At 69.1% G+C, this 23,829-nt stretch carries 30 protein-coding genes and 1 pseudogene; 14 read left to right on the top strand and 17 right to left on the bottom strand.

Going from position 1 to position 23,829, the window contains the following annotated elements:
* Positions 1 to 42: 42 nt before the first annotated feature.
* Both OH809_RS44545 and OH809_RS44540 read right to left on the bottom strand, forming a co-directional pair.
* Positions 43 to 378 carry a helix-turn-helix transcriptional regulator gene (locus OH809_RS44545; protein ID WP_331743526.1) on the bottom strand — a complete coding sequence of 112 codons (336 nt, stop codon included), beginning with the start codon at positions 376 to 378 and terminating at the stop codon, positions 43 to 45.
* Entirely contained in the window at positions 375 to 1,454 is a 1,080-nt protein-coding gene (locus OH809_RS44540; protein ID WP_331743523.1) for a site-specific integrase, read from the bottom strand. Before OH809_RS44540 ends, OH809_RS44545 begins: the two co-directional genes overlap by 4 nt.
* Positions 1,455 to 1,650: 196 nt before the next feature.
* Between OH809_RS44540 and OH809_RS44535 the strand changes: the two genes are divergently transcribed.
* On the top strand, positions 1,651 to 2,529 hold the full coding sequence (locus OH809_RS44535; RefSeq protein WP_331743520.1) for an NAD-dependent epimerase/dehydratase family protein: 879 nt from the start codon (positions 1,651 to 1,653) through the stop codon (positions 2,527 to 2,529).
* Positions 2,530 to 2,732: 203 nt separating this feature from the next.
* Here OH809_RS44535 and OH809_RS44530 read toward each other — a convergent pair whose 3' ends face one another.
* The 3 genes from OH809_RS44530 to OH809_RS44520 all read right to left on the bottom strand — a co-directional run bounded on the left by OH809_RS44530 (position 2,733) and on the right by OH809_RS44520 (position 4,680).
* Entirely contained in the window at positions 2,733 to 2,981 is a 249-nt protein-coding gene (locus tag OH809_RS44530; RefSeq protein ID WP_331743517.1) for a hypothetical protein, read from the bottom strand.
* Entirely contained in the window at positions 2,978 to 3,169 is a 192-nt protein-coding gene (locus OH809_RS44525) for a hypothetical protein (RefSeq protein ID WP_331743514.1), read from the bottom strand. Before OH809_RS44525 ends, OH809_RS44530 begins: the two co-directional genes overlap by 4 nt.
* A gap of 632 nt (positions 3,170 to 3,801) precedes the next feature.
* Positions 3,802 to 4,680, bottom strand: coding sequence for an ATP-dependent DNA ligase (locus tag OH809_RS44520; protein ID WP_331747968.1), 879 nt, complete (start codon positions 4,678 to 4,680; stop codon positions 3,802 to 3,804).
* An 87-nt stretch (positions 4,681 to 4,767) separates the two neighbouring features.
* Here OH809_RS44520 and OH809_RS44515 point away from each other — a divergent pair, with 87 nt between their 5' ends.
* The gene (locus tag OH809_RS44515; protein ID WP_406425628.1) at positions 4,768 to 5,148 is read left to right on the top strand and encodes a DUF6233 domain-containing protein; all 381 of its coding nucleotides are present in this window, start codon (positions 4,768 to 4,770) and stop codon (positions 5,146 to 5,148) included.
* A gap of 362 nt (positions 5,149 to 5,510) precedes the next feature.
* On the opposite strand, the gene OH809_RS44510 is transcribed toward OH809_RS44515, so the two are convergent.
* From OH809_RS44510 to OH809_RS44495, 4 genes are all read right to left on the bottom strand, one after another.
* Entirely contained in the window at positions 5,511 to 6,746 is a 1,236-nt protein-coding gene (locus tag OH809_RS44510) for a competence protein CoiA family protein (RefSeq protein WP_331743505.1), read from the bottom strand.
* Between the two features lie 301 nt (positions 6,747 to 7,047).
* On the bottom strand, positions 7,048 to 7,521 hold the full coding sequence (locus OH809_RS44505) for a hypothetical protein (protein ID WP_331743502.1): 474 nt from the start codon (positions 7,519 to 7,521) through the stop codon (positions 7,048 to 7,050).
* Between the two features lie 593 nt (positions 7,522 to 8,114).
* Positions 8,115 to 8,684 carry a hypothetical protein gene (locus OH809_RS44500; RefSeq protein ID WP_331743499.1) on the bottom strand — a complete coding sequence of 190 codons (570 nt, stop codon included), beginning with the start codon at positions 8,682 to 8,684 and terminating at the stop codon, positions 8,115 to 8,117.
* Positions 8,685 to 9,174: 490 nt separating this feature from the next.
* Complete coding sequence (locus tag OH809_RS44495; RefSeq protein WP_331743496.1) at positions 9,175 to 9,501, bottom strand: hypothetical protein; 327 nt, start codon at positions 9,499 to 9,501, stop codon at positions 9,175 to 9,177.
* Between OH809_RS44495 and OH809_RS44490 the strand changes: the two genes are divergently transcribed.
* The 4 genes from OH809_RS44490 to OH809_RS44475 all read left to right on the top strand — a co-directional run bounded on the left by OH809_RS44490 (position 9,500) and on the right by OH809_RS44475 (position 12,455).
* On the top strand, positions 9,500 to 9,652 hold the full coding sequence (locus OH809_RS44490) for a hypothetical protein (RefSeq protein ID WP_331747974.1): 153 nt from the start codon (positions 9,500 to 9,502) through the stop codon (positions 9,650 to 9,652). The genes OH809_RS44495 and OH809_RS44490 overlap by 2 nt on opposite strands.
* A 107-nt stretch (positions 9,653 to 9,759) precedes the next feature.
* Positions 9,760 to 10,551 carry a hypothetical protein gene (locus OH809_RS44485; protein WP_331743493.1) on the top strand — a complete coding sequence of 264 codons (792 nt, stop codon included), beginning with the start codon at positions 9,760 to 9,762 and terminating at the stop codon, positions 10,549 to 10,551.
* 838 nt (positions 10,552 to 11,389) lie between these two features.
* Complete coding sequence (locus tag OH809_RS44480) at positions 11,390 to 11,737, top strand: hypothetical protein (protein WP_331743489.1); 348 nt, start codon at positions 11,390 to 11,392, stop codon at positions 11,735 to 11,737.
* 10 nt (positions 11,738 to 11,747) lie between these two features.
* The gene (locus OH809_RS44475; protein WP_331743486.1) at positions 11,748 to 12,455 is read left to right on the top strand and encodes a hypothetical protein; all 708 of its coding nucleotides are present in this window, start codon (positions 11,748 to 11,750) and stop codon (positions 12,453 to 12,455) included.
* Between the two features lie 265 nt (positions 12,456 to 12,720).
* Here OH809_RS44475 and OH809_RS44470 read toward each other — a convergent pair whose 3' ends face one another.
* The 4 genes from OH809_RS44470 to OH809_RS44455 all read right to left on the bottom strand — a co-directional run bounded on the left by OH809_RS44470 (position 12,721) and on the right by OH809_RS44455 (position 16,124).
* A complete protein-coding gene (locus tag OH809_RS44470; RefSeq protein ID WP_266992142.1) occupies positions 12,721 to 13,215 on the bottom strand; it encodes a GNAT family N-acetyltransferase in 495 nt (164 codons plus the stop codon).
* Positions 13,216 to 13,413: 198 nt separating this feature from the next.
* Positions 13,414 to 14,547, bottom strand: coding sequence for a tyrosine-type recombinase/integrase (locus OH809_RS44465; RefSeq protein WP_331743476.1), 1,134 nt, complete (start codon positions 14,545 to 14,547; stop codon positions 13,414 to 13,416).
* A complete protein-coding gene (locus OH809_RS44460; protein ID WP_406425634.1) occupies positions 14,548 to 15,195 on the bottom strand; it encodes a hypothetical protein in 648 nt (215 codons plus the stop codon).
* Entirely contained in the window at positions 15,195 to 16,124 is a 930-nt protein-coding gene (locus OH809_RS44455; protein ID WP_331747977.1) for a hypothetical protein, read from the bottom strand. The genes OH809_RS44460 and OH809_RS44455 overlap by 1 nt, the downstream gene beginning before the upstream one ends.
* 297 nt (positions 16,125 to 16,421) lie before the next feature.
* Between OH809_RS44455 and OH809_RS44450 the strand changes: the two genes are divergently transcribed.
* The 8 genes and pseudogenes from OH809_RS44450 (at position 16,422) to OH809_RS44415 (ending at position 20,112) form a co-directional block, all read left to right on the top strand.
* A complete protein-coding gene (locus OH809_RS44450; protein WP_331743467.1) occupies positions 16,422 to 16,898 on the top strand; it encodes a hypothetical protein in 477 nt (158 codons plus the stop codon).
* Positions 16,895 to 17,140, top strand: a complete 246-nt coding sequence (locus OH809_RS44445; protein WP_331743464.1) for a hypothetical protein — start codon at positions 16,895 to 16,897, stop codon at positions 17,138 to 17,140. The genes OH809_RS44450 and OH809_RS44445 overlap by 4 nt, the downstream gene beginning before the upstream one ends.
* A gap of 42 nt (positions 17,141 to 17,182) precedes the next feature.
* Entirely contained in the window at positions 17,183 to 17,353 is a 171-nt protein-coding gene (locus OH809_RS44440; protein ID WP_331743461.1) for a hypothetical protein, read from the top strand.
* Complete coding sequence (locus OH809_RS44435; RefSeq protein WP_406425637.1) at positions 17,350 to 17,505, top strand: hypothetical protein; 156 nt, start codon at positions 17,350 to 17,352, stop codon at positions 17,503 to 17,505. Before OH809_RS44440 ends, OH809_RS44435 begins: the two co-directional genes overlap by 4 nt.
* A gap of 39 nt (positions 17,506 to 17,544) precedes the next feature.
* Positions 17,545 to 17,928: pseudogene (locus tag OH809_RS44430) on the top strand (hypothetical protein); the annotation flags it as partial.
* A gap of 365 nt (positions 17,929 to 18,293) precedes the next feature.
* Positions 18,294 to 18,686 carry a hypothetical protein gene (locus OH809_RS44425; RefSeq protein WP_331743457.1) on the top strand — a complete coding sequence of 131 codons (393 nt, stop codon included), beginning with the start codon at positions 18,294 to 18,296 and terminating at the stop codon, positions 18,684 to 18,686.
* Positions 18,686 to 18,847: a pRL2-8 gene (locus tag OH809_RS44420; protein WP_331743454.1), complete on the top strand. Its 162-nt coding sequence runs from the start codon at positions 18,686 to 18,688 to the stop codon at positions 18,845 to 18,847. The genes OH809_RS44425 and OH809_RS44420 overlap by 1 nt, the downstream gene beginning before the upstream one ends.
* A 287-nt stretch (positions 18,848 to 19,134) precedes the next feature.
* Positions 19,135 to 20,112 carry a site-specific integrase gene (locus OH809_RS44415; protein WP_331743451.1) on the top strand — a complete coding sequence of 326 codons (978 nt, stop codon included), beginning with the start codon at positions 19,135 to 19,137 and terminating at the stop codon, positions 20,110 to 20,112.
* Between the two features lie 125 nt (positions 20,113 to 20,237).
* Here OH809_RS44415 and OH809_RS44410 read toward each other — a convergent pair whose 3' ends face one another.
* From OH809_RS44410 to OH809_RS44395, 4 genes are all read right to left on the bottom strand, one after another.
* Positions 20,238 to 20,588 carry a hypothetical protein gene (locus tag OH809_RS44410; RefSeq protein WP_331743448.1) on the bottom strand — a complete coding sequence of 117 codons (351 nt, stop codon included), beginning with the start codon at positions 20,586 to 20,588 and terminating at the stop codon, positions 20,238 to 20,240.
* Entirely contained in the window at positions 20,585 to 21,097 is a 513-nt protein-coding gene (locus OH809_RS44405) for a DUF6232 family protein (protein WP_331743444.1), read from the bottom strand. Before OH809_RS44405 ends, OH809_RS44410 begins: the two co-directional genes overlap by 4 nt.
* A 345-nt stretch (positions 21,098 to 21,442) precedes the next feature.
* Entirely contained in the window at positions 21,443 to 22,372 is a 930-nt protein-coding gene (locus OH809_RS44400) for a recombinase family protein (protein ID WP_331743441.1), read from the bottom strand.
* Positions 22,373 to 22,787: 415 nt separating this feature from the next.
* The gene (locus tag OH809_RS44395) at positions 22,788 to 23,768 is read right to left on the bottom strand and encodes a winged helix-turn-helix domain-containing protein (protein WP_331743438.1); all 981 of its coding nucleotides are present in this window, start codon (positions 23,766 to 23,768) and stop codon (positions 22,788 to 22,790) included.
* Between the last annotated feature and the right edge of the window lie 61 nt (positions 23,769 to 23,829).

Genomic DNA, 23,829 nt, shown 5'->3' with positions numbered 1-23,829 from the left:
AACTGGCCGGCCCCGGCACGCCCCGACGCCGGGCTTTCGCCCTCATGCCGGCGGCAGGGAACGGCCGTCACGACGCTTGGGCACGACTGCCGAGGCCACCGCCGAGCCAGCCGCTGACGCGGCAGCCCGCTGGCCGGTCTCCTCACCGGGACGGGTGACCTTGTCCGGCTCGGGGATCAGCAGGTCGCCGATCTCGCAGCCGAGGACGACACAGATGACGTCCAGGTCCTCCAGCTTGAGGGAGACCGGCTGGCCGGACCACAGTCCGGACATCTTCCCCGCCGAGATCACCAACCCGTGCTCGGCCAGGCTTCGTTGGAGTTCGGACGCCTTCCAGATACCCTTGTTCGCGGCCGTCAGCCGCAGGTTCCACCTCATCGGATCAGCCCTTCCAGCCGCTTCGCGGCTCGCTCGGTCCCGGCGACCCAGGCGTCCTCGACCCGAGTCTGCTGAACATGGACGTACCGCATCGTCGTGGCGATCCAGGAATGTCCCAAAACCTCCTGAATTACGAGCAAGTCCAGCCCGTTCTCATAGAGTTGGGACGCGCAGAAATGCCGCAGAACATGCGGCGTCAGCTTCTCGCCCCATCCCGGCAGATGCGCTTTGGCCGCGTCCTTGAGCCCGCCGCGCAGGGCGTCGTCGCCGACCCGGCGCGAGGAGCCGTCGGCGTTCTTGCGCTCGGAGGGGAACAGCGGGGCGCCGGGGCGGGTGTGGTCGTCGTCGAACTGGCCCCACACGTCCTCGATGAACCACCGCAGCGCGCGGTCGGCGCCGTTGATCAACGGGACCATCCGCTCGCGCGGCCCGGAGCCGCGGGCGCCCTTGCCGTGGCGGACATGGAGTTTGCCGAAGCGTCCCAGGTTCCACTTGATGTCGTCCAGGTCGAGCTTGCATGCCTCACTGACCCGGAGGCCGACCTGGGACATCAGCTTCGCCGCGGTGTAGTTCCGGGCGGTCGGGGTGAACTTCCGGCAGGTCGCCAGCTCGCCGCCCCAGCCGGTGAACAGGACCCCGACCTCCGGCTCGGTCGGAGGGATCCGCAGCTGGGCGTCCTTGGCCCCGCGCGGCCGGTTCATCTCGTCGATCGGGCACTCGACCACGCGGCCGGTCATGCGGTGGAGTTCGGCCTTGTGCCGAAGCTCCAGGAACATGAAGTACGTGGTCAGCGCCTGCGACCTGGCCAGGCGGGTGCCGCTCGGTGAGTTCCGCAGGACCTTCCCGAAGTACGCGTCGGCGTCGGCGGGCTCCATGTCCCACAGCGGCCGGCCGAACCACGTGCGGATCTGCTCCAGGTGCCCGACGTCCCCGCGGATGGTGCCGTCCCCCAGGCCCGCCGAGGCCCTCGCCAGGACGAACCCGGACAGCACGTCCGTCTCGAACCGCTCCAGCTCCTGCGCCGACGCGGGCGCCCAGTGCTCACGCAGGTCCCGTACGACTGCCAGCGCCGCCAACCCGAGCCTCCTCACCTTCAGCCCGACTACGGATCGGCCGGACAAGGTGAGAACGCTTCAAGAATCCCGAGGTTACGTCAGTCGACGGCAAGACACCCTGACGAGCGAGAACTCCATGGCCAGCCGGCCAACGAGGCTCGGGGCGCTTCCGATCTAGGCTGGGCTCGCACAGCCGCCCCCTGGAACTGGAGTTCTCATGCGTGTCTTCGTCGCTGGCGCCACCGGCGCTGTCGGCAGTCTGCTCGTCCCGATGCTGGTTGCGGCTGGGCACGAGGTCACCGGGACCTCACGGACCCTGGCCGGGATCGAGCGGATCAGAAGCCTCGGAGCGACGGGAGCCCAGGCGGACGCGCTCGACGCGGACAGACTGCGGCACGCGGTCAGCGCGGCAGCACCGGAGGTAGTGATCCACATGCTCACCGACCTCGCTGGCGCGGACGGAGCCGCCAACGGCCGAATACGCCGCGAGGGCACCCGGAACCTGGTGGAGGCCTCGAAAGCGGCTGGGGTCAGCCGGATCGTCGCGCAGTCGATTTCCTGGGCGTACGCACCAGGCGAAGGCCCGGCCGAGGAGGCGGTACCGCTCGACAGCACGGCCGCTCAACCCCGAGCCCGGATGGTGGCCGCGGTCAGGGCCTTGGAGGAGACGGCGGCCGAGTTGGAGACAGCGGTCTTGCTGCGCTACGGCCTGCTGTACGGGACCGGCACCTGGTACGCACCGGGCGGCGCCTTCGCGGCAGCCCTGGGGGGCGACCGGTCGGCGCGCTTCCTGGGGAGCACCGTGGTGAACGACGCGGTGAGCTCCTTCGTCCACGTCGCCGACGCGGCAGGCGCCGCGCTGGCCGCCCTCGACTGGCCAGGCGGACCGGTCAACATCGTGGACGACGAACCCGCCCCCGCCCGCGAGTGGCTTCCGGCCCTGGCCAAAGCCCTCGGCGTGCCCGCACCCGGCCCGGTGGCGGGCCGGCAGGAGTGGGAGCGCGGCGCTCTCAACGCGCTTGCTCGAAGCCGGGGTTGGCAGCCCGAGTGGCCGAACTGGCGGACCGGTTTCGCCGCCCAGTGCGACGTCCTGTGAGTTCTCCAGAATCTTGCTGAGGTCCTTAACCACGGCCAGCGCCGTCAGCATGCGCCTCCTCGACTTCGACCAGGCCGCAGAATGGTCGGACGGAACGAGGACACTTCAGGAATTCCGAAGTTACGTCACAGGTTGGCCGAGCACGCCAACGAGGGAGAAACCCCAGACCAGGGACTCTGGGCCCCAGCAGGAGTCACGGGAACTCACGGGATGTCGCACACCGTCTCGGGCCCGTCGGGGCCGACGACGACTTCACCCTGTGCGGTCCACTTCCGAAGCGCGTGGCGTACGCCGGCGGTCTCCTCGATGAGCTGGATGACTGCCCTGGGCTGGCTGCCGTAGAGCCCGACCCCCCGGTATGTCCGCCGGGCGGTGGCCTCGGACGCCCATTCCCCGGTAACCGCCGGGCCGCCCTCCCTGAACTGGAAGACGGCCAGGAACCTTGTCGTCACCGGCCGGTCCCCGCGGCCGCGGCGGCCCGCACGGGCGTGATGCCGGGGTGGTGCTCGGTGTAGGCCTCCCGATGCTCCTCGACGTGGTCGCGCCCGGCTTGCGTGACGTGCAGCAGCGGCCATGTCCCCAGCTTCTTGGTGGTGACTGATCGCTGGCCTCGATGGCCGGACCGTTCACTCGGGAGCATCGGCTCCGTCGGGGGCCCGCTCGTCGTCGCCTCGCTCGCACAGGGCGGTCACCTCGGCGTGCCGGGCCGGAATGCCCTGAGTGCTCGGAGTACCGCGACAACGTCGGCCCTGGATACGGTCGCCCCATGAGTGAAAAGAGCTTCCCACCTCCTGCGGCTGTTCCGGTGTGTGAGCGGGAGTCGTGCGACAAGCCGCTGACCCCGTCCCGGGGGGCTACCCCGCGTCGGTATTGCTCCCAGTCATGCAGGCAGCGGGCATATGAGGCACGGCGTCTGCGGGAGACCGTGGCCATGGCGATGGCTACAGCAGTCCAGCAAGAGCGGGCTGCAGTCGCTCGACGCCAGGCGTCACATGACGCGTCACATGACGCGTCACTGTGACGCGTCACAGTGACGCGTGAGACGGCGGCGAATTGTGCCCAGTCCGAGAATCCGCCGGCCGTTTCGCGCGGCTAGCTGGTCGTCGTCGTGACCCGCCAGGAGTGCGTCCTTTCGTGACGTCGTACCGGGCGCTAGCACTGACCCGGCCTGTTGTCAGTGGCGTCTGCCACCCTGTACGGGCGCCCGGCGGTGCCCCATCACCTCGAAGCCGATGCCACCGCCGGGCAAACATGAGAGCCGCGTTCCATAGGTCACCGCATCCGGGTCACTGTCAGCGTCCCGTGCCGGCCCGACCCGGCCAACACCTCCACGACCAGATCCGTCTCCACCCGCGTGTACGGCTCGCCCCCGGCCTGCCGCTCCCCCACCACCACCGCACCGCCCAACGCCTCACCGATCCGCACAGCAAGGACCGGCTTCAGCCTCGCCGACACACGGGCGGGGCCGCCCTCGTCGCCGACCGCCAGGACCAGATGGTGCGGTCTGCGCCGAGGCCCCGTGAACCCGACAACCAGTGCGTCTACGGTGTCCGCGTGGCGTACCTTCACCCATCCTCCGCGGCGCCCCGACGGGTAGCTGGCCCCGCCCCGCTTCGCGACGATCCCCTCGATCCCCTGTTTCCGCAGGACGTCGTACCAGACCGCAGCCACCTCCCGGTCCTCGGTCGCGGGCACAGCCTGGATCGGCGGCCCGACATCAGCCAGCAACTCCAGCAGGTAGGCGCGGCGCGTCGTGTACGGGCGGCTCCGGCAGTCCCCGATCGCCGGGTCAGGGTGCTGCAGGACGTCCCAGCAGGCGTACGAAGCAGGATGCCGGGCGGCAAGGGCACGTGCCCGGGTGACTGATGACGCGGCCCGTGACTGCGCCGCGGCGAAGTCGAGCCGACCGTCCCGCCAGATCACCGCCTCACCGTCCAGGACCGTGCCCGGCCTCAGGGCCATGGCGGCGACGGCCAAGTCCATCCAGTGCTGCGTGACGACCCTTCCCGACCGGGCGTACAGGATCACGGTGTCGTCGGTGCGGTGCAGCACGGTCCGGTGACCGTCAAATTTGGGTTCGTACCACCAGCCCGGCCCGTCAGGCAGGGTCGGAACCGCCTGGGCCAGTGCCACTTTGACCGGGAACTCCACACGACGATCTTGCAAGCCTCTGCCGCGCGCGGCGCCCGGGGCGGTCCGGACGGCCTACCCCTTCTCGGGCCGACTACTATCGAACACGTGAGCGAACAACGGGTGGCCCCGCGTGTGACTGTCACCCTCCCCGGGGCACGTGCCGTCGTAGGGCGCCTCCATGCGCGTCGACGGGACGCCGATGGGCAGTGGGTGTACGAGGTCTCGATCGACGTACCCGCCGCGGCCGTCCGCCCCGTCGACGGCGAGGACTACGGCCAGGTCCCCACCGACCGGGCTGGCGGCCGTCCGGAGTGGGTACTCCAGGCCCTCCCCCAAGACACCCCGGATCAGCGCGCTCTGGTCCTGCACAAGGCCGACTGCTGGGCCGCCCAGGGGCGCCTCACCCCGGCCAGCGGCAGCGAGGCCCGGGTCTTTGTCCAGCACGGGTGGGCCACAGCGTGCGACGTCTGCGAACCCACACCCTGATCGGGCGGGAGATGATCTCCGGGTGACTGTGCGCCGCCCGTTGGGCTCTGGACCCCTGCCTGCCCCTGCTCTGCCGGATGCTGCTCCCGGCGAACGTCTTCTGCCTACCGAGCGGCTAGTCGGGGACGGGGCCGCGGCGGGAGTTGTGGGCGGTACGGGGATGTACGTCAGGCGCCGGCCGCTGGGAGCAGGCCCGGGTGCCGCAGCCGAGTCGGCAGGGTGACGGGCCAGCCTCTCCGCGCCAGTCCACAAACCATGATCAATCTCGGAGCGTCAACAGCGGCGGCCGTCGACCTCGGGGAGGACGGGCTCCTGGCCTGACGGCAGCCGGATCCCGTGCCCGCCGTTCGGCGTCTCGGCCCCTACGGGCTGACGGGTGCCGGCAGCACGCGCTCCTGATACGTCCTGCCGGTGTACGGGTTGAGGACATAGACCTGGAACGGGGCCCACGCCCGGATTGCGAGGGTTTCCAGCTCGTAGTCGGAAGGGACCAGCAGGGCCAATTCTTCCGCCCAGGCCCCCAGGCGACGCGGATTTGGACAGGCGACTCCGACCAGCGTCCATTCCTCGCCGTCGGGCCCGCTGCGTTCATAGACCGGCCTGCTGTCGCCGTACCGGGAGTCCGGCGCACCGAAGATCAGGCTTCGATCGAAGAAAAGTTCCGCCAGAGCCCGGAAGTGCTTCCACAACTGCCGGTCCAGGCCCGTGCGGTTCCAGAACGCGGCGTACGCGCGGTCCTTGGCCTCCTTCTTCCTGGCTTTCTCTCGTTCCTCGATCGCCCGTCGCTGCGCTTCGGCCTTCTCTTCTCGGGCGCCCTCGGCTTCCGAGACCGCGTAGGCGGGGGTTGTCCACCACAGGCGCCATGCGTCGTTCCAGGACCTGGTCCAGCCCTCTGCCCACTCGGACCACCAGCGGCCTTCCTCGGTGACCCGCCGGGCGCTGGACAGGGGCTTGTGCGGCACGATCCGGCCCGTCAGCATCCACGACACTGCGTCGCTCAGCGTCGCAGCGGTCGGCGACCAGCTCATCGGCCGCGTGGACAGGCGAGCCAGGCCGGCGGTCACCGCCCACTCCTGCCCGCGTTCCTCGGGGGCCTGGACCAGGAGGGTGGGCACGGCGCCCACCCACGGGCGCGGCCGGAAGCCGAACCAGCACACCCGCACCCCGTCGCGCTCGTACAGACCGGTGCGTGCCGCGATGTCCTCCACGGTGATGGGGGACAGCTGCGCCTCCAGGGCCATCAGCCGGGTGCCGTCGGGCCCGAAGACCATCACGTCCGCCCGCCATTCTCCGGTGGGTGCGGCGACCTCCAGTTCGGCCTGGAAGCCCGCGGCGCGAGCACAGGTCACCAGTTCCAACTTGAGCAGGTGATGCTCCAGCGACTCGTTGGCCAGCGAGCACGTTGGCGGCTTGGTGCGGTGGTAGAAGTGCCGGGTGCCGAGCTTGGAGAGACGGGCGCGGACCTGACCGCCGCACTCAGGGCACGTCAGGTCCACACCACGCACCCGGTGGATCTCCATCCACGAGCGGCCGCAGCCCAGATCCTCCAGGGTGACGTCCAGCCGCCCCCACTCGGTATGAACGGCAGTCAACTGCACTGGGCCCCTCCCCCGTCCGGCCGTGCGGCCATGATGCGGCCAGCTGCTGGCACGGCACGCCGTAGAACTCCGAACAGATGGCGCAGATAACTGCCCTGTTATCTGCGGCAGGACGGGGCGCCACTTTCCCGGACACTTTGCGGCTGGTGTCTGGGTTAGGACTTCGGGGCCGTATAGGGGGTTGAGAGCATCTGTGTGAGATTGTGCACCTGTACGCTCCATGACCGTCTTGCCACAGATAAGGCCCAACCCGTCCGTCGCGGCATCATCGCCTGATGGACGGCACACGATCACCGGAAGATCAGGGCGTGCCCTGGGTGTCCTGGTTGTCCTGTGACTGGGAGTTCGACGTGCCCTGGTTGTCCTGTGACTGCTGGTTGTCCTGTGACTGGGAGTTCGACGTGCCCTGGTTGTCCTGTGACTGCTGGTTGTCCTGTGACTGGGAGTTCGACGTGCCCTGGTTGTCCTGTGACTGCTGGTTGTCCTGTGACTGGGAGTTCGACGTGCCCTGGTTGTCCTGTGACTGCTGGTTGTCCTGTGACTGGGAGTTCGACGTGCCCTGGTTGTCCTGTGACTGAGTCGACTGCGAGTTGAAGATCGGCGGACTCTGGTTCTGATCCTGCGGCTCACGAGTCGGCGTAGTGTCCTGGTGGGAGTCCTTGGGTGGGTAGAGGAAGTTCTGGATTCCCTTGTTCGCCCAGTCAGGTAGCGACGGCAGCGTTCCGAAGGGGTTCGTGATGACGTTCTTCGGCTGGGTAGGGTGCAGCGGCTTCACGGGTTGCACCGGCTGCACGCGGTTCAGCAGACCATGGCGAACTCTCGTATGCGTGCTCTGAGAGCACCGGGTCAGGTCAGGCGACACACGGCACAGCAGGCCGCCAACCACCTTCCTCTGAACCTGTGCTCTCTGGGGACTCTGCTGGGGAATGCAGGGATGCGAGGGGTCATTTTCCAACTCGCACGGTGACAAGCTGGGCGCTTTGACGCTTTGCGGGGCTGCGGAAGCCACGTTGCTTGACGCGAAGGCTCCCCCCAACGTCAAGGGGCCGCAGATGCCTACGGCTACGACTGCACGGCGTGGCAGTTTGGGGTTCATGACTTTCCCCGATCGAAACAGTTGAACAGGCAACACCCAACGGGCCACGTGCGTTTCGCACTCCCGGCCGACGCGTTGACGTACCTCGTCGTAGGTCTCATCTGAGGGGCGCATCTCGCGCCTTCCGTCTTTTTCACCCTACGCCCGCGGCCACCGCGCTGTAACGCTCAGGCGCCTGATCGCAGCTGTTATCTGCGGTACCGGTCACCGTGAGCTGCGGCTACACCAGACCAGGAGTGCGTGAAGCGCCCCTGTTATCTGCGGCAGGGCCGTTAGAGCCAGTCTTCGTTCCGATGTTCCTCAACCCCCGATCCCCAGCCCGAGTTCGGGAAAGGGCCGGAGCTGGATCCCCACCCGTCGGGGTAGGGCAGTTCACGGGGTTCGGGACTGGGCGCCGGGACCGCCTTCTGCTCCTGGTCCTCGTCGTCGTCCGCGAAACAGGTGCACTCCTCGTACGGGCTGGACGATCCGGCGCCGCACTCCTGGCAGTACACGCCGTGGTCCGGGTCGTCGTAATCGTCGTCCGCGTACTCGTGGTGCCGCCAGCCCGAGCACTCGCCGTTGTAGCAGCCGCAGCCGGGGCACTCGGGGCAGACCATCCCGATCGTCCAGCCGCACTTCTCGCACAGGAGCTGGTTGCGCGGATCGTTCTGCTCCTGGCGCAGGTAGTCGACCGCTTCCCGGTATGTGTTGATGTCGACATACGTCTCCAGGTACTCGACCAGGGTGTCCCGCTCGTCCGGGTCGGGGTGCTCCAGGAGCGCGATGGCGCAGGCGTGCTTGATGCCCAGCTCGTCCTTGAGGTCGGCCAGGGCCTTCTTCCGCGCGTGGTTCTTCGGCACTCAAGCTCTCGTTTCCGCGGCTCGCGGTGATCCCAGACTCACCGGCCGCCAAGAGCGAGGCCAGCAAGGGTGATGCGGAGGGTGGGCGGCTCGGCGCGGAGCACCTTCGGTGTTGCTCGTCCGGTCTGGGCCAGACGATCCGGGCCGCGAGCCGGGCCCACGGTCTCAACGACCGCAGACCCGACTGTAGCGAACGGCACCGACACTCAGGGCGAGATACGCGGCGCGGACAGGAGTCATGTGGTGACCACCGTTCGCGCCGGGCGGCACCGGGGCCTGGTGCGCGGGCTTGGGGGAGAGGGTCAGGCGGAGAAGGTGCCGCCGGGATCGGTCGGACTGGGCTGGTCGATGGCTTTCAGGGCCTCGCCGAGTTCCAGGAGCGCGGCCCTCATCATCAGTACGGCGCCTGCGAAGGCCATGCCCGCGTCGCCGGCCGGAAGGAGCAACGCACGCGCGCACGGGCCACGTCGCACGAGGACGAACAGCGGCTCTAGCCGAACGGAGCGGGGCCGATGCCCGAGCATCCGACCTCGTGCGGTGGCCCGCTAGTTGCCATGAACTCGCTCTCACGGCCATCGGGCATCCGGAGTACGCCCGGCGCCGCGTCGAAGAGGTCTACGTCGCTGTCTCCGACCGGGCTGACGTTGCCTGCCCAGGTGCTGTCTTCGTAGTACTTGGACGCGGCAACGTTGGCAGGGTCCGAACGCAGGACAAGGGAAGCCGTCACAGGGACTTCGCGGCCGTCTGGGAAGAGAACCGTGGCGGGTCCGACGTAGCGGGGCCGGCCGTCGTCTTTATGGAAGCGGGGTCGGGTCATGCCCTCATCTTTCCCGTCCCGTGCCGACCCCGTGGCGAGAATGCGCCTGATCTCCCCGGCCGCCCGCGATCAGTCCGCACGGACCCGCGCAGCCGAGCGGGAGCAGACCAAGCGGCAGCGCGCGGACCGCATGCTGTCCCGGCTCACCTGACCAACGCCCCGACCATCAACGCCCGCGCGGCCCAATCATCACGTGACGATTGGGCCGCGCGCCGGTACGGTGACAGCATCAATCATCACGTGACGATTGGAGGCCCCATGGCGACGTGCCCGGTCTGCCACCAGGACCTGCCCGCCCAGCGTGGCCCCCGTGCCCGCCGGTACTGCTCCCGCGCCTGCCAGGCCAAGGCATACCGGGCCCGGCAACAACAGCACTCCGGGCACCGGACCGCCGCGGCCGACGAACTCGAGCTGCTGCGGGAGTACGACAGCACGCCCTCGCTCCAGCTCGCCGACCAACTGGCGCTCGCCGCCCGCAGGCTCGCCGGCGCCCTGACCGCCGGGCAACCTGCCGACGACTTCGACATGGGCGTGGTGGCCCGCATCCCGGTCGTACTGGCCGCCCGCGCCCGACAGGCCGCCCCTGCCGCCCAGGCGGTGCACGGTCGCCCGGACAGCACTCCCGCCCCGAGCGTGACCGTCGTCAACCTGGACGAGCAGCCGGTCAGCACCAGTACGACCGCAGGCGCCTCCTCACCCGCTCAACCGTCACGTGACGAACCGAAGAAGGCGAAGCCCGTGCGCGCCCCGGCGCGACCACTGAAACTCTCCAAGAAAGCCGCCAGGGCCGTCGTCGACGCGGCCCAGCTCAAACGGGACAAGGGAAGCGGACGTTGGGTCCTTTGCAGTGGTGACACCGTCCTCGGCTACGTGGAGCCGTCCTATGGCGGCACCTCCCGCTCCGGGCGCAACGGATGGGTCGGCATGCTCTCAGACTCCCTCAGCCCCGGCCAACGCTGCCCCACCCGCGAAGCCGCAGCCGTCGACCTCGCCGGGAGCTGGGTCCGCGTCGTCACCGCCACGCCCCGACGCACCCTCACCAGCGACTAGGCCCTGTACTCCTACCTCGGACACCAGCCACAAGGTACGGGCGGGAGCGTCGGATTGAGCGTTTGCCAACGTTGATTTCCGACGCGAACACCCGACAGGGCTGACCTGCGGAGATCCCCTGACCATGGTGGGGTGTGCGGATGCAGGTGAAGCCGATGCCTGGCCATGAAGGCGCGGGCGATCGGCTTCACGTAGGCGGGTGCGCCAACACCTGCCTCTTTCCCCTCTGCGTGCCGGTTGGAGCCAGTAGCAATAAGGGCCGGACGCTACATGCCTGGGCAGTTCGCGCTCCGTGGTTAAGAGGATGACCTAGGCCGTTCCAAGATCGTTTACTCTAAGCGGCGCGATATTGAATCAACCCAGGTCAGGGCTGTCCCGCTGCGCGAGGCCCTGAACACGAAGGGGCACCTTCTAATCACGGTCTTTCCTGGACCTGCGGGGGCACCGCGCGCAGGGTGCGGCGCTGTGACCTGCTGTTCTTCCCGCCTAGCGTCGTCTCGCTGAGTCGAAAAAGGGGTGGGGCGCACTGCCATCCCCTCGTGCTAGGGCCCTGCACAGGGCCCTGACCTGGGATGCCGTCCGAGAGAGTCATCCCGTACGACCCCTCGAATCGGTTGCAACGCGCATGCTCCCTACGACGAGATCACTTTGGAGTGTTGGTGAGCCAACGTTTTGACGGACTGTCTTTTATGTCGTACCGGCTGAGACGCTTTGCGGCAGCAGGTCCTGTTGTGGGCTGGGAGCGCCAACTCCCGTCAAGCGCACGGAGGACGAAGGTTGGAGCCGAGCAGTACCGTCCGGCGATCTTCTGGTCGCCGGACGGTGATAGGGAGTCCCCATGGGCAGCAAGCCCTCGACCGCGGCGAGCACCGCGGCCACCATGCCGACGACGTCCGGTGTCGACGTCATCTCCGTGAACGCGACGGCGACCGAATCGCTGTCCGTACGTGAGACCACCTCCACGAACGGCCAGTTCGGCGTACCGCACGCGCTCGTGATCATTGCCTGCATTGCCACTGCGGCGATCCTCGCCCCGTCCGGCATGAGCATCCGCGACGTCCTGTTCCTCATCGCGGGCGCCGGCGGCATCAGCGCCGCAGTCGTCGTGACGGTGATGACCGGCGGCCGCGGCGCCAGCGGTCGGATCGGCCGTTTCATGAGCGCCTACTTCACCTCGAAGAACTGAGGTGGTTGCCATGGGACGCCCCGAAAAGCCGGTAGACCGTACCGTTCCGGCGCGCGCGAAACTCGCGGACTTCCTGCGCGACCGTAAGACCGCGGTCAGCCTGACCCACCAACAGATGTCCGATCTCATGAACGGCTCGCCGTCGAAGGCCACCTTCGAGCGGGCCGCTTCCGGCGCCTCCGTCCCTCTCTGGGACACCGTCGAGGCCTTCGTCGAGGTAACCGTCACCAAGGAGGAGGAACTCGCCAGCAGCATCAGCCTCGCTCTGGCCCGCGGCCAGGAGCTGTGGATCCGCGCGCGCCGGGCCACCCGGGCGCCGTATTACGTCCACAAGGCGCCCGACCCGTCCCTCATCTCCTCCACGGCGGACCTCAGCCGGGCCCTGCGCCACCAGCACGTGTGGGCTGGCTGCCCCACGCCCGGTGAGATGGAGCGGATGTCCGGGCCTGGTGAGCTACCCAGCAGCACCACCCGCCGCATCATCGAGGGCAGCACCCTGCCCGTCGACCCCACGCAGGCTATTGCCTTCCTGAAGGCCTGCTACGTGCTCGCACCCGTCGACCTCGAACCGTGGCTCGCCGCAACGGTTCAAGTCTTCGAGAAGAAGAGCACGACGAGGTACCCGGGCAGGTGGACCAGCGCCCACTCAAAACTCCTCAAGGAGATCCAAGCAGCCAGCGACGAACAGAGCTCCCCGCCCCTACTTCGAGCCGCTTAATTCCGGTGCCGACTCGCGCCGCCCGCCGACCGCCGGGTCGGCGAGGAGGAAGCACTGCCGCTATGCCGCCTGCGCTTCACCGGCGTCCTGCACACCTGGGGCTTCGCCCTCTACCTCGCCAGCCGAGGCAAGTACGAGGACAACCTCCTGCCTACTGGCCTACCTATCGGCAGCCCCGAAGACTGCATGGACTGTGCCTGCTACCTCTACCTCGGTGACCAGCCGGCCTGACCAACACCCCTTCACGAACTAACGCGAAGGAGGACTACCGCGCGTCGAAGGCAACCCATGTGTTCCCCGGCAGCTCGGGCTTCCCAGGCACCGGTCGCCGCTCCTCGGTCCAGGCCTCGCCCGCGACTTCGGAAGCGACGTGACGCCAGAAGCGTGCCGCGCCCGCGTTCTCCTCCTGAAAAGCGATCTCCCATCGGCCAGGATGCGCGGCCAGGACGGCCTGCACCGCTCGCAACCCGAGGCCCGACCGGCGTGCCCCACGCACCACGAAGAAGCTGTTCAGCACACGCGCATCGCTGTCCAGCGCGCGTACGAACGCAAAGCCGACCGGCCGGTCACCAGACCATACGAGATAAGCCGACCAGGTGGGATCGCCGATCGCCGACTCTAGCCACTCGCGGCGGTATGTTCCGTCCGGGTTCGGCAGGACACCCCAGAACTCCGACAGGTCGTGCAGGAAAAGCGGCCAGAGTCGTTCCAGGACGTCGCGGTCCTCGGCGCCCGCTCTGCGGACAACAAAGTCTGCCATCTGATCCTCCTCGAGAACGCGAGAAGCCTTCCGGCAGACCGGAAGGCTTCGAACCAACGCACTACCTAGTGCGCTGGCTTGGCCACCGGCCCGAACGAAGAACCGGCGGCCCAGCCCGCCTCCGGGCCTCCCAGGGCATTCCGCGGCGTCCATGGCGGCCGACAGAAGACTCCTGCGCCGCCATGGACGAGGAACCGGCTACAGGCCGATGCCTCGGCTGACGGGGTTGTGCCAGCGCTGGGCCTTGCGGACGTACTCCCAGAAGACGGCGCTCTTGGCGGCGTGCCCGCTCTGCTGGCGGACCTGGTCGGGCCGTTTGCCCTGTTCGATCGCTGTGGTGATGAACCCGGCCCGGGCGGAGTGACCGGTGAGCGTCACCTCGATTCCCGCCTGCTTCCCGGCTCGGGTGATGACCAGGCGGCACCCGTCAGGGGACAGACGCTGGCTGCCGAGGTGGCCCCACTGGTCGACGGACCGGAAGGCCGGACCCTCGGTCAGCTCGGCGGCGCCCTGCCAGGCCAGCCACGCCAGCACCGGGCAGGAGTCGGGGTGTTCGCCGTATGCCACTTCGACCTCGCGGGGAGGGCGTCCCTTCACCGACGGCACGTGTACCTCCAGCCCGCCGTCGGTGAGCTTGATGTGGCTGATCTCCAGGGCACTGACCTCCGCAGCCCGCCCGGAAATCGCCCACGCCATCTTGGTCAGCGCCTGGTTGCGGTAGACGGCCATGTCGGGCAGCACGTACTCCTGGCGCCGCCGGCGCGAGTCGGGGCGGCGCGGCACGAGCGGATTGGCCGTGTGCATGCGGCGCAGGTGCTCGGGCGTGGCAGGCTCCGCCTGGCCGCGCCCCCGGGCCATCCGCTGCGGGTCGTTCTTGTACTTCCGGATCAGCTCGCGGGCGGCGAGCGTCGCCTCCTTGGGAACCTGGACCCCGTACGGCGGCCGCCGCGCGGTCACGGTCACTCCGGTGACCCTGCGGTCGATCGTGCTCGGCGGCGCCTTGACCACCTCGTCCAGCCAGGTCACGAACGCGACCACAGTTCCCCGGGTGACGGCCGTGTCCGGCAGCCGGTGTCCCGTCTGCTCGCCCAGCCAGTCGTGGAACTCCCGCCACACCTCCCAGTCGCGGGCGTATCCCGTCCTGGTCTTGTGGGCCCGGGCCCGGTTCAACTCCTCCTCGGCGCCCTTTTCCAGCGCGGCCAGGACGGCGGCCGCCGGGTCGTGCACGGCCACCGCGCCGGACCCGGTGGAGCCGTCGTCCTCGACCAGTTCGGCGACGACCACCTCCACCGGCACGAGCCCTGTCCGCTCCCTGCTCTCAACGGTGGTCACTCAGGCCCCTCCTCGGTGGACCTGGCGCTCCTGCTCCCGGCGCAGCGTTTCGCGGGCCTGCGCCACGTCCCGGGACGCCTTCTCGAGCCGGTCGAGCGCGCGGTCCAGGGCAGCGGCCGCCGCGGCGACGCCGGGGGCGGTCGTCGGCTCATCTCCGGTATTCCGCTCCGCCTGGGCTTGATCGGCGAGGGCCTGGGCCGTGTCGACGTCCAGGGTGCCGGAGACACCGTTGATCATGCTGGTGACCTTCTGGTCACCATGCATGAGCCCGTAGATCACGGTCGGAACACTCTGGGTCTTGCCGCTTTCATCGATGTAGAGGTGGCTCTCGCCGCGCTCCAAATGCAGGGTCGCGTCGAGTTCCGCGCGCCACTTGTCCCGCAGGGCCCGGTGTTCCTCGGCCGACAGGTCCTTGTACCGGGCGACCGAGTCGATGATTCCGTCCATGGTCTGACGGGTCGGCATGCGCTGCCCGCTGAGCGCGTGCATGAAGGTGGAACGGGCCAGCGGGCCGTACTGGGCGAGGTCACCGACCGGCCTGTCCCGCACGGTGTCCTGGACCAGGTCGCGGATCCCTTTGACGAAGGCGGCAACGATCGGGTCGGCTTCGTTGGAGATCGGCTTCATCGGTCGTCCGGGTCCGGCCATCACGCCTCCCCCTCCTCTGCCAGCAACCTTAGTAGTCTCGGTTTTTCCATGCTATTTTCCACGACACGAGAAAACTCGTCCAGTGCTCCGGCTTGACCTCGGGGGTCACCGTGTTCCTGCTCGCCGCTTCCGCCGATTCGTCCAGTGCCGCGTGGATCGCGGTCGCCGCCCTGTCGGCCCTGGTGGTGTTTCTCGTCGGCTTCTTCGGCGCCCAGCAGCCCAAGCCGGTCGGCCTGGAACTCGGCTTCTACCCCGCGCTGTTCCTCGGGGCGGGCGGCGCCGGACTCACCTTCTTCGGCCTGGTCCAGGTGTTCGGCACGCTGCACCTGGTCTGACCCCGGCGCCTGGTCGGTCACGGTGGCCGCGGGCTTGAGGTGGCGGGCGAAGCGCTGGTGGGCGGCCTGCTTGGTGGTGCCCACGGCCTTGCCGATATCTGTCCAGGAGGAGCCGCGCCGCTGGGCGGCGGCCGCGGCGGCGATGCCGGCGGCCGCCGTAACGGCCTCCAGCCGGGCGACCGCGGTCAGGGCGGCGAGCGGACGCTCCTCGGCGAGCGCGGCCAGGCGCTCGCGCACCCCGGCGAGCAGCTCGGTGATGTCGGCGGGCACCGTGGCGTGCTCGGTGGGGGCGACGTGGACGTTCTCCCACTCGGCGTACGGACTGCCCTGCTCGCCGGGCCCTTCGGTCGCCTCCCAGTCGCGGAAGACGACCGGGTAGACCGTACTGCCGCGCCATTTCTTCACGACGCGGGCGCCGTTGGCGGCGTAGCAGTCGCATCCGGCCCGCACGCCGACGGCGAGGGGCTTGCCGTCCTTACCGTCGAAGCACCACCACGCCGAGTTTCCCGAGACGGGGTTGTCCTCGGCGGTGGCGTCGCGCCCGTCGGCGAGCACCGCCACGGCGTATCCCTCATGACGTCCGTCCTCGGTCACCCAACCCACGAACGCTCCCCCTTTACCTCGACACACGTCAACGATCCTTGACGCTGAAGGACGATCCCACGGCACCCACTTCTCCGTCAAGGATCATTGACGGGGGCGCGCGAGTGTCCGGTTTATCGCCTCGGATATGGCACATTATCCGAGCCGATAGCGCGGGGCCACCGCTTCACCCGATCGTGTGCAGAATTCCGCCAAGATTCTCCGGGGTCTAAACGGGGCGACCTCCCTCCGGCATGCTCGACCCATGCAGAACAAGGAGAACCGGGTAAGAATTCACCGGAGGGCTTCGTGAAGATCACCATCGAAGGCGCCTCCGAGGAGTTCGAGCGCAAGCTGCTCGCCCTGTACGCGGACCACCGTCACGAGCTGACCCTCACGGTCGGCACGGAGTGGGACGTCGAGCGGGCCGAGCAGTTCCTCGCCTCCCTGCCGGCCAACGCGCTGCGCTTCGCCAAGCTCGTCGTGGAGGCCGACGGGAACAAGGACGCCGAGACACTCCGCGAGGAGTTCCACGGCGACCTGCGCGGCCCGACCATCGCCCTGTCCCGGGCCCTGCCGCGTGGCGTGCGCCGCAAGTGGTGGCCTGCGGGCACCGAGGCCCCCATCACGCCCCTGTACGACCCCGAACACCCCAGCTGGCAAAAGGCCATCGCCTACACGATGACCAGCGAAAACGTATCGGTCTTCCGCTCCGCCTTCGCCCGGCTGGGTCTCACCGGCCCGGCCCCGGCCGACCACGACCAGAACGAGGAGGAACAGCCGTGAGTAGCGGTACGGCAGTTGAGTACCACTGGGTCATCACGCTCACCGGGACCGTCGGGCCCGCTCAGGCTCAGGCGACGGTGGGCGACCACGGTCTGGTGACCCGCGACCCCGCGACCACCACCCGCATGGAAATCTGCGACGAACTGGTCGCGAGCGTCAGGGATGGCGTTCTCCAGCGGACCGGAATGCTCCTGGAGAACTACAACATCGTCAACTTCCAGCTCGAACCCAACCAGCTCTGAGAGGAACCGGCCGCGAGTGTTCGCCTGATCCTGTGCGTCGTCGTGCCCGCCGGGCTGCTCGGCATTGCCGCGGCGGCCGCCGTCTGGGCGTCCGGCGGCGGTGACCTCTCCTGGACGCGCCTCCTCGCCGGGGGTGCGGTCTGGATGGTCGTCCAGGCTCTCGGAAGCGCCGTCATCGGCTACGTCCTCGGGCGGCGCGGACTGCTCTCGTGACCCGGCCGGTACAGCCCGAGTGCGGGCTCTGCGGCATGACGGACATCAACTTCGTCTGGGCGGCCGCCGCCGGGTGGCGCCGCGTGCTGGGGCGCCTCGCCTGCTCCCACTGCGCGGGCCGCTTCCCGGCCTGGATGCACAGCCGGTTCTGACCGACCCCTGACACCACAAACCAGTAGGGAGAACTCTCCATGTCCAACCAGCAGTTACGCACCCCTGAGCAACGTCTCGTCACCGCGAAGCGGGACCTCGGACTCCCGGTCGTCGTCGCCATCTGCGGGTCCACCCGCTTCATGGCGCAGATGGCCGAGGCGGACTGGCACGAGACCGCCGCCGGGCGGATCGTCGTCAAGCCCGGCTGCAACCTCAAGGAACCCCACCCGCTGTGGGCGGACCCCGCCCGGGCCGAACGTCTCAAGGACGAGCTGGACGAGCTGCACCGCGCGAAGCTCCGCCTCGCCGACGAGGTCCTGGTCGTCGGCGACTACATCGGGGACTCCACCCGCTCCGAGATCCGCTACGCCCGCACCCTGGGCAAGCCGGTTCGCTTCACGAACCCCGAGGTGGACCCGGACCCCGCCCCGCTGCCGGTCGCCTCGTACGCGATGTCGCTCACCGGGTCCGGCGGGACGGTCGCGCTGCCGGCCGTGGAGCCGGTGCCCGGCCTGCATGTCTACGAACTGCCGGTGGAGCACTGCGGAGAGGGCGACGGCGTCGCCAACCCGTGGCGGCTCGGCCACCACTCCGGCAAGGCGCTGGCCGCGTTCCCCTCCCAGGACGACGCGCTCCGCGCCGCCCGCGAGGTGGCCGACCTGACCGACTGGACCCGCCCGGCCGAGGATCTCCGCACGGACGCGGACCTCGACCTGGAGGAGTACGTCGACCGCATGGAGACGCGCACGAACGGCCTGTTCATCACCCCGCAGAAGGAGTTGGCGCTATGACGCTGCACGATCCCGTCCGGGCCGCGGACGACCTGTGGAAGCGGCTCATCGAGCACCAGCCCGGGATGGCGGCCGCGCTCGCCATGCAGGTGCGGGAGCTGCCCTCGGACTGGCCGCTGCGCGTGCTCGGCGTCGGCCGCCCCGAGGCCGCGCTCGCGCTGACCTCCTCCAGCTCCGAGCAGCGGGTGGAGGTGGAGCCGTACGACGCAGACATGGAGGACTGCTCCGCCTGCCTGGAGGCCGAATACGACCCCTGCCGCTACCACGCGGGCGTCTCGGTCGGGTACCAGATGCTGGGCCAGTCGCTGCTCGACGCGGTCAAGCTCGACAAGGACGTCACGGTCCGGGTGGTGCTCCAGCGGCTCGCCGACGACGAGGAGACCCGCTGATGTCCACCGCCACGAACCCGCCGCGAGGCGAGTGCCGCCAGTGTTGGTTCCACGCCTACGCCTCCCGTGAGGCCCACGCGCACCTCGGTCCGCGTGAGGACTGCCCAGAGTGTGTGGCCCACATGGGCGGTCGCTGCCCCGACAACATGATCGTCAAGTAGCACCCGAGAAGTCCGCTGTAGGCGCCGTTCCCCGGTGCGCCACGGCGGGACAGTCACACAACGACGCGGGCCCCGGCTCCCGGGGGTTGAGGAACATCCGTGTCAGATCGTGCGCTAAGCCTTCGTCGGCCCTGGTGGGCGGCTGACGGAGTGTCGGCTTCGGGACGAGGCTGAAGTCTTCCCACAGATAACGCCCTATTATCTGTGGGATCGCTGATCACGACCTGCGGCGACGTTCGCGGGGCCGTGCGCGAAGCGACCCCGTTATCTGCGGCAAGGAGGAGACCGTGCCCGCGGTCGTGCAGCTGCCCGCCGGGAAGGCGTTGACCGTCCGCACGGCGGCGGACGTGTTCCTCGACTCGCTTGACAACCCGAACACCCTGCGCTCGTACGGCATCGGCGTGGGCAAGACCGCCGAACGCCTCGGCGAGGGCCGCCCGCTCGTCTCGGTCGCGGACGACGAGATCGGTGAGGCCCTCGAACTGCTGTGGGGCACCTCCGCGGTCAACACGTGGAACGCCCGTCGGGCAGGGGTGCTGTCGTGGCTGGGCTGGTGTGCCGAGCGCGGCTACGACGGCCCGGCGGTTCCGGCATGGGTGAAGCGGCTCACCCCGCCGGACTCCGAGACCCCCGCCCGTTCGAAGATGGCGGTCGACCGGCTGATCGCCCGCCGCGACGTCCACCTGCGGGAGAAGACGCTGTGGCGGATGCTGTATGAGACCTGCGCGCGGGCGGAGGAGATCCTCGGCGTCAACATCGAGGAGCTGGACCTGGCCGGGCGCAGGGCCCCGGTGAAGGCGAAGGGGGCCCGGCCGCGGACCCGGCGCCGGGGCGCCCCGCGCGAGGAGTTCGTGCTGGAGACCGTGTTCTGGGACGCCGGCACCGCCCGCCTGCTGCCCCGGCTGATCAAGGGCCGTACCCGGGGGCCGGTGTTCGTCACCCACCGCAGGCCGGGCCCCGGCAAGGTTCTCAGCTCCCGTGACGTCTGCCCGGACACCGGGCTGGTGCGGCTGTCGTACGGGCAGGCCCGTTCCCTGCTGGATGCCCACACCGCGGTCGGCGGGGCGCCGGGCACGCGCTGGGACCTGCACGAGTACCGGCATTCGGGCCTTACGCACCTGGGTGAGGCCGGGGCCAGCCTGCCGATGCTGATGGCGAAGTCCCGGCACAAGAAGCCGGAGAACGTACGGAAGTACTTCCACCCCTCGGCGGAGGCGATCGCCGAGGTCACGAGTCTGCTCGCGCCGGGGGACAGCAGACGGTGAGGCTCTACAGGCCGGGGACGCCGTGGGAACTCGGCCGCTATCTGAACTCGGCCGCTATCTCAAGGCCCGGGTTCGCTGCTTTGCCTACGGCGTAGGCCATGACCGTACCCACCAGGGCAGGCCCGTCAGCCCAGCAGCGCGAGCAGCCGCCCCAGCGCCTCCACGACGGGCCTGCCCACCTCGCCCACGGTCGCCGCGATCTGCGAGACGGACGCCAGGATCATGCCGCGCTCACGCAGGGCGGCCCGGTCGGGGGTGAGCGCGGGCAGCGCGTTCTCCACAGTCTGGGCCTGGTCCGGGGTGAGCTCCGGGCGCAGGTCGTTGAGGAGGCGGGTGAGGTCCGTCACGGCGGCTTGGAGCTCGGTGTCCTGAGCGGTGCCGTCGTTGTGGACGACGATGCCGTGGTTGATGCCGATGACCTTTTCGCCGTCGTTCACGTTGACGACGTCTCCGTAGTAGTTCGATGTGTCGCTCATAGTTTGATCCCCGTGTTTCCCCTGCCGCCGTTCATGTTGACGACGGAACCGAAGTTGTTCGTGGTGTTGTACTGCTCGAGGACGGCGGAGAACTCGTATTCCGGGTGGTCGATCGCGTACACGATCTGCCCGGCGATCGCCCGCAGTTCATCCATGGTCGGCAGGGTCAGGACCACCCTGGAACCGCTGTTCAGCTCGACGACCAGCACCGGCTTCCTCGACCAGAGCAGGACGGCGCAGACAACGACCAGGGTGAACAGGGTCAGGACGCCCGGGGCAGGGCCGCCGCCCCCGCCGCCCCCGCCCGTGGAGTCGAGCCGGGCGGAGACCAAGAAGGCGAAGACCACCAACAGCAGGAAGTAGACGCCGGCCTTGCCCCAGGCGGGCTTCAGCCTGAACACTTCGACCCAGCTGACATTGCGCAACGGAACCGCCGCCGACCCTACCCACAGGATCTGCCGCTGGACCCGGAGTTCCAGCGGCTTTCCCCTGCGGGGAGGCAGCGGCATCGGCGGTATCTGAGGAGGCGGCTGCGGCGGCTGAGACGAGGGCCGGGGCGGAAGCTGTGGCGGAGGTCCGGGAGGTGTCCCGGGAGGTGGTACGCCGATGCCGCCTGTGTGATCCATGGTCCCCCCGTGCTGTCGTCACAACCACCCGCACAGTGCGTGGCGCGGGAGCATCATTAAGCCTGTGTGAGGTCGTGGGGCGGCAGACGAGATACGGCCAATTTGGGGTGCCGTTAACGAGCGGCAAACCAGGTGACCAGTAACCCGCCAGTAACTTCGGATCGAAGGTGCGCTGTGCGAAAGACGGCCTTGGTACTGGGGAGTTCGCGGTTAACGCTAAGCCGTTGATCATGGCCCGGTGGTGGTCCCGAGGGTGCTGACGCGGCTCGCGTACTCGCGGCGGGCTTTGCGCTGCGCCGGGACTGTCGAGGTCCCCGGGGTGCCGTCCAAGGGCTGGCAGCGGGCGAGGAGTTGGCGGTGCACCTCGGGCGTGGCGCTGACGCGCAGGGTGTATCCCTGGCTGCGCCGTACAGTCACTCCCTGGTCGAGCGGGGCGCGCTCGGCGGGCTCCAGGTCGGTGGCGCGGAGGAAGTCCGCGACCTTGCCCGGCATGTCGAGGACGACCGGCAGCTCCGGGGTCGGGGCGCCCGGGTCGACGGGCGTGTGCTCGGGTAGGAGGTCGGCGACGACGGTGCGGATGGCACCGCGGCTGACGTCGTGCTCGCGGGCGAGGCTCGCGATGGACTGGCCGTCCAGGTACGCGGTGCGCACGCTGTCGGTCTTGTCGGCCGGGATGGCCGGGCGGCGTCCGCCCTTGTTGCCCTTGGCCTCGGCGGCCCGCAGCCCGTCGTAGGTCAGCTCCCGTTGGAGGTCGCGCTGGAGTTCGCCGGCGGCGGCGAGGGTCTGCACCATGAACTTCACGGTGGACAGCAGTTCTCCGGTGCGCGGGTGGCGGGCGGTGAGGTCCATCGCGGAGAACGCTCCGTCGTGGATGCGTAGCGCCACCTGGTCGCGGTGCAGGACGTCGAGCACGTCGAGGATGTGGCCGGTACCGCGTACGAGGCGGAACATCTCGGAGATGTGCACGGTGTCGCCCGGCCGCGCGTACGTCAGCAGTTCGCCGAACTTCGGCCGTTCCAGGGGGTGGAGGCGGCTGGAGGTGCCCGCGGCCTCCTCAAAGACGACCGGATCTTCGATCCCGGCCTCGGCGAGGACGAGGTTCTGACGGTCGGTCGACTGCTGGTCGGTCGACACCCGCTTGTAGACCAGGTTGGCCATGCTGCTCCCCGTGTCGGTGGTCGCATTCGACCCTAGCTGTCAGCAAACCCTGTCATCATCCTTCATCGGATCTGATTGGATCGGCGCCGCCGTCGGGCCCCGGAAAGTCCGCGTTCATTGGACACGCGGGCTGCCTGTCGTCATTCGATCGTTTAACGACAGGCGAGCAGGCTTCGATCCTCGGTCGCAGGGTTGAACCCTGGTGAGGGTGTCCAGCCTGCCCGCTTCCCACCACCCCGTTCGGCCCTACGCCCTCGCGGCCGCCAGAGGCCGGCGACGGCGCCGGCCTCGGTACAGCGGCTATCGGTGAGATTGATCATGGTCCGGGCGGTACGAGCGTGGTGCCGCGGTTCTCGTACTTGCGGCGGGCTTTGTGCTGAGCCGGGACCGCCGGGGCGAGTGCTGATCTGAGCCCTCAGCCCGAACCGGCGACCAGTGCTTCGCCGAGCGGGGTGCGCCGGTAGAGCACCGACCGTCCGGATCGGGCGCGGACGAGCAGCCCCGAGCCTCGCAGGATGGCGAGGTGGTCTCCCACCGCGCCGGGTGCCATGGCGAGGCTTCGGGCGAGGTGGCTGGTACTGGCCGGGGCGTCCAGCGCCAACAGCAGCCGGGCTCGGGACCGGCCGACCAGAGCGGTCAGCGCGTCCGGTCGGGGGACGCTCTCCTGTTCGCCCCACAGGGCGGCGGTGCCGCGGGCACGATAGATCAAGGTCCTGGGCCAGGGGTCTTCCAGGTGGGCGGCGATATTCGCGACGAAGACCGAAGGGATCAGCAGTAGCCCGTCGCCGGCGAGGCGGACTGTTCCGACTTGGGGGAAGTGGCCGATCTCGATACCGCCGGCTTGCCAGGCGATGCTCGGGTGCAGGCTCTCGATGGTCGTGACCCAGCCGTGTTCGCCGATCACACCCACCCGGTGCACGACGTCGCGCTCACAGATCGCGCGCAGTTGCGGCCAGTCCGGGGCGAGCAGCTCGTGCCACGCCTGGTCCATCGCCTCGGCGATCCTGGAGACGGCGTCCGTCGAGTCCAGCACTGCGCGTACGCGGGGATCACGGGCGGACGGGCCGGTCGCGTTGGTGGCGATTTCGTGGCGGGCCGCTTCCAGCGGTGTGGCCCGGATAATGGCGAGGTCGTCTGCCCAGGTCTGGCTGAGGCCGCGCGGGGGCGGGGCGACGAAGTTCGGTCCGGATTGCGGGGTGTGCAGGGCGAGGGCGGCGTTCAGTTCGCTCTCGCGGCGAAGCCGTTCAAAGGCCGGCATGAGCCGGGTGGCCCAGGCTCGCGGCAGCGGCCTGTCTTGGCCGGCGAGCGAGCGTAGCAGGAAGCACAGGTCCATCGCGGGCGACAGTGCGAAGCGGCTGCGCAGCAGGTCCTCGACGGAGACTTCGAAGCGGAGCACCGCGCCATGCTACCGCGGGACGTTGTTCCGATTCGTCCAGCGACGAATCATTGGTGAGTGG

The organism is Streptomyces sp. NBC_00873 (assembly GCF_045207415.1).
Taxonomy (GTDB): domain Bacteria; phylum Actinomycetota; class Actinomycetes; order Streptomycetales; family Streptomycetaceae; genus Streptomyces.
This window is presented reverse-complemented; position numbering and strand designations above follow the sequence as displayed.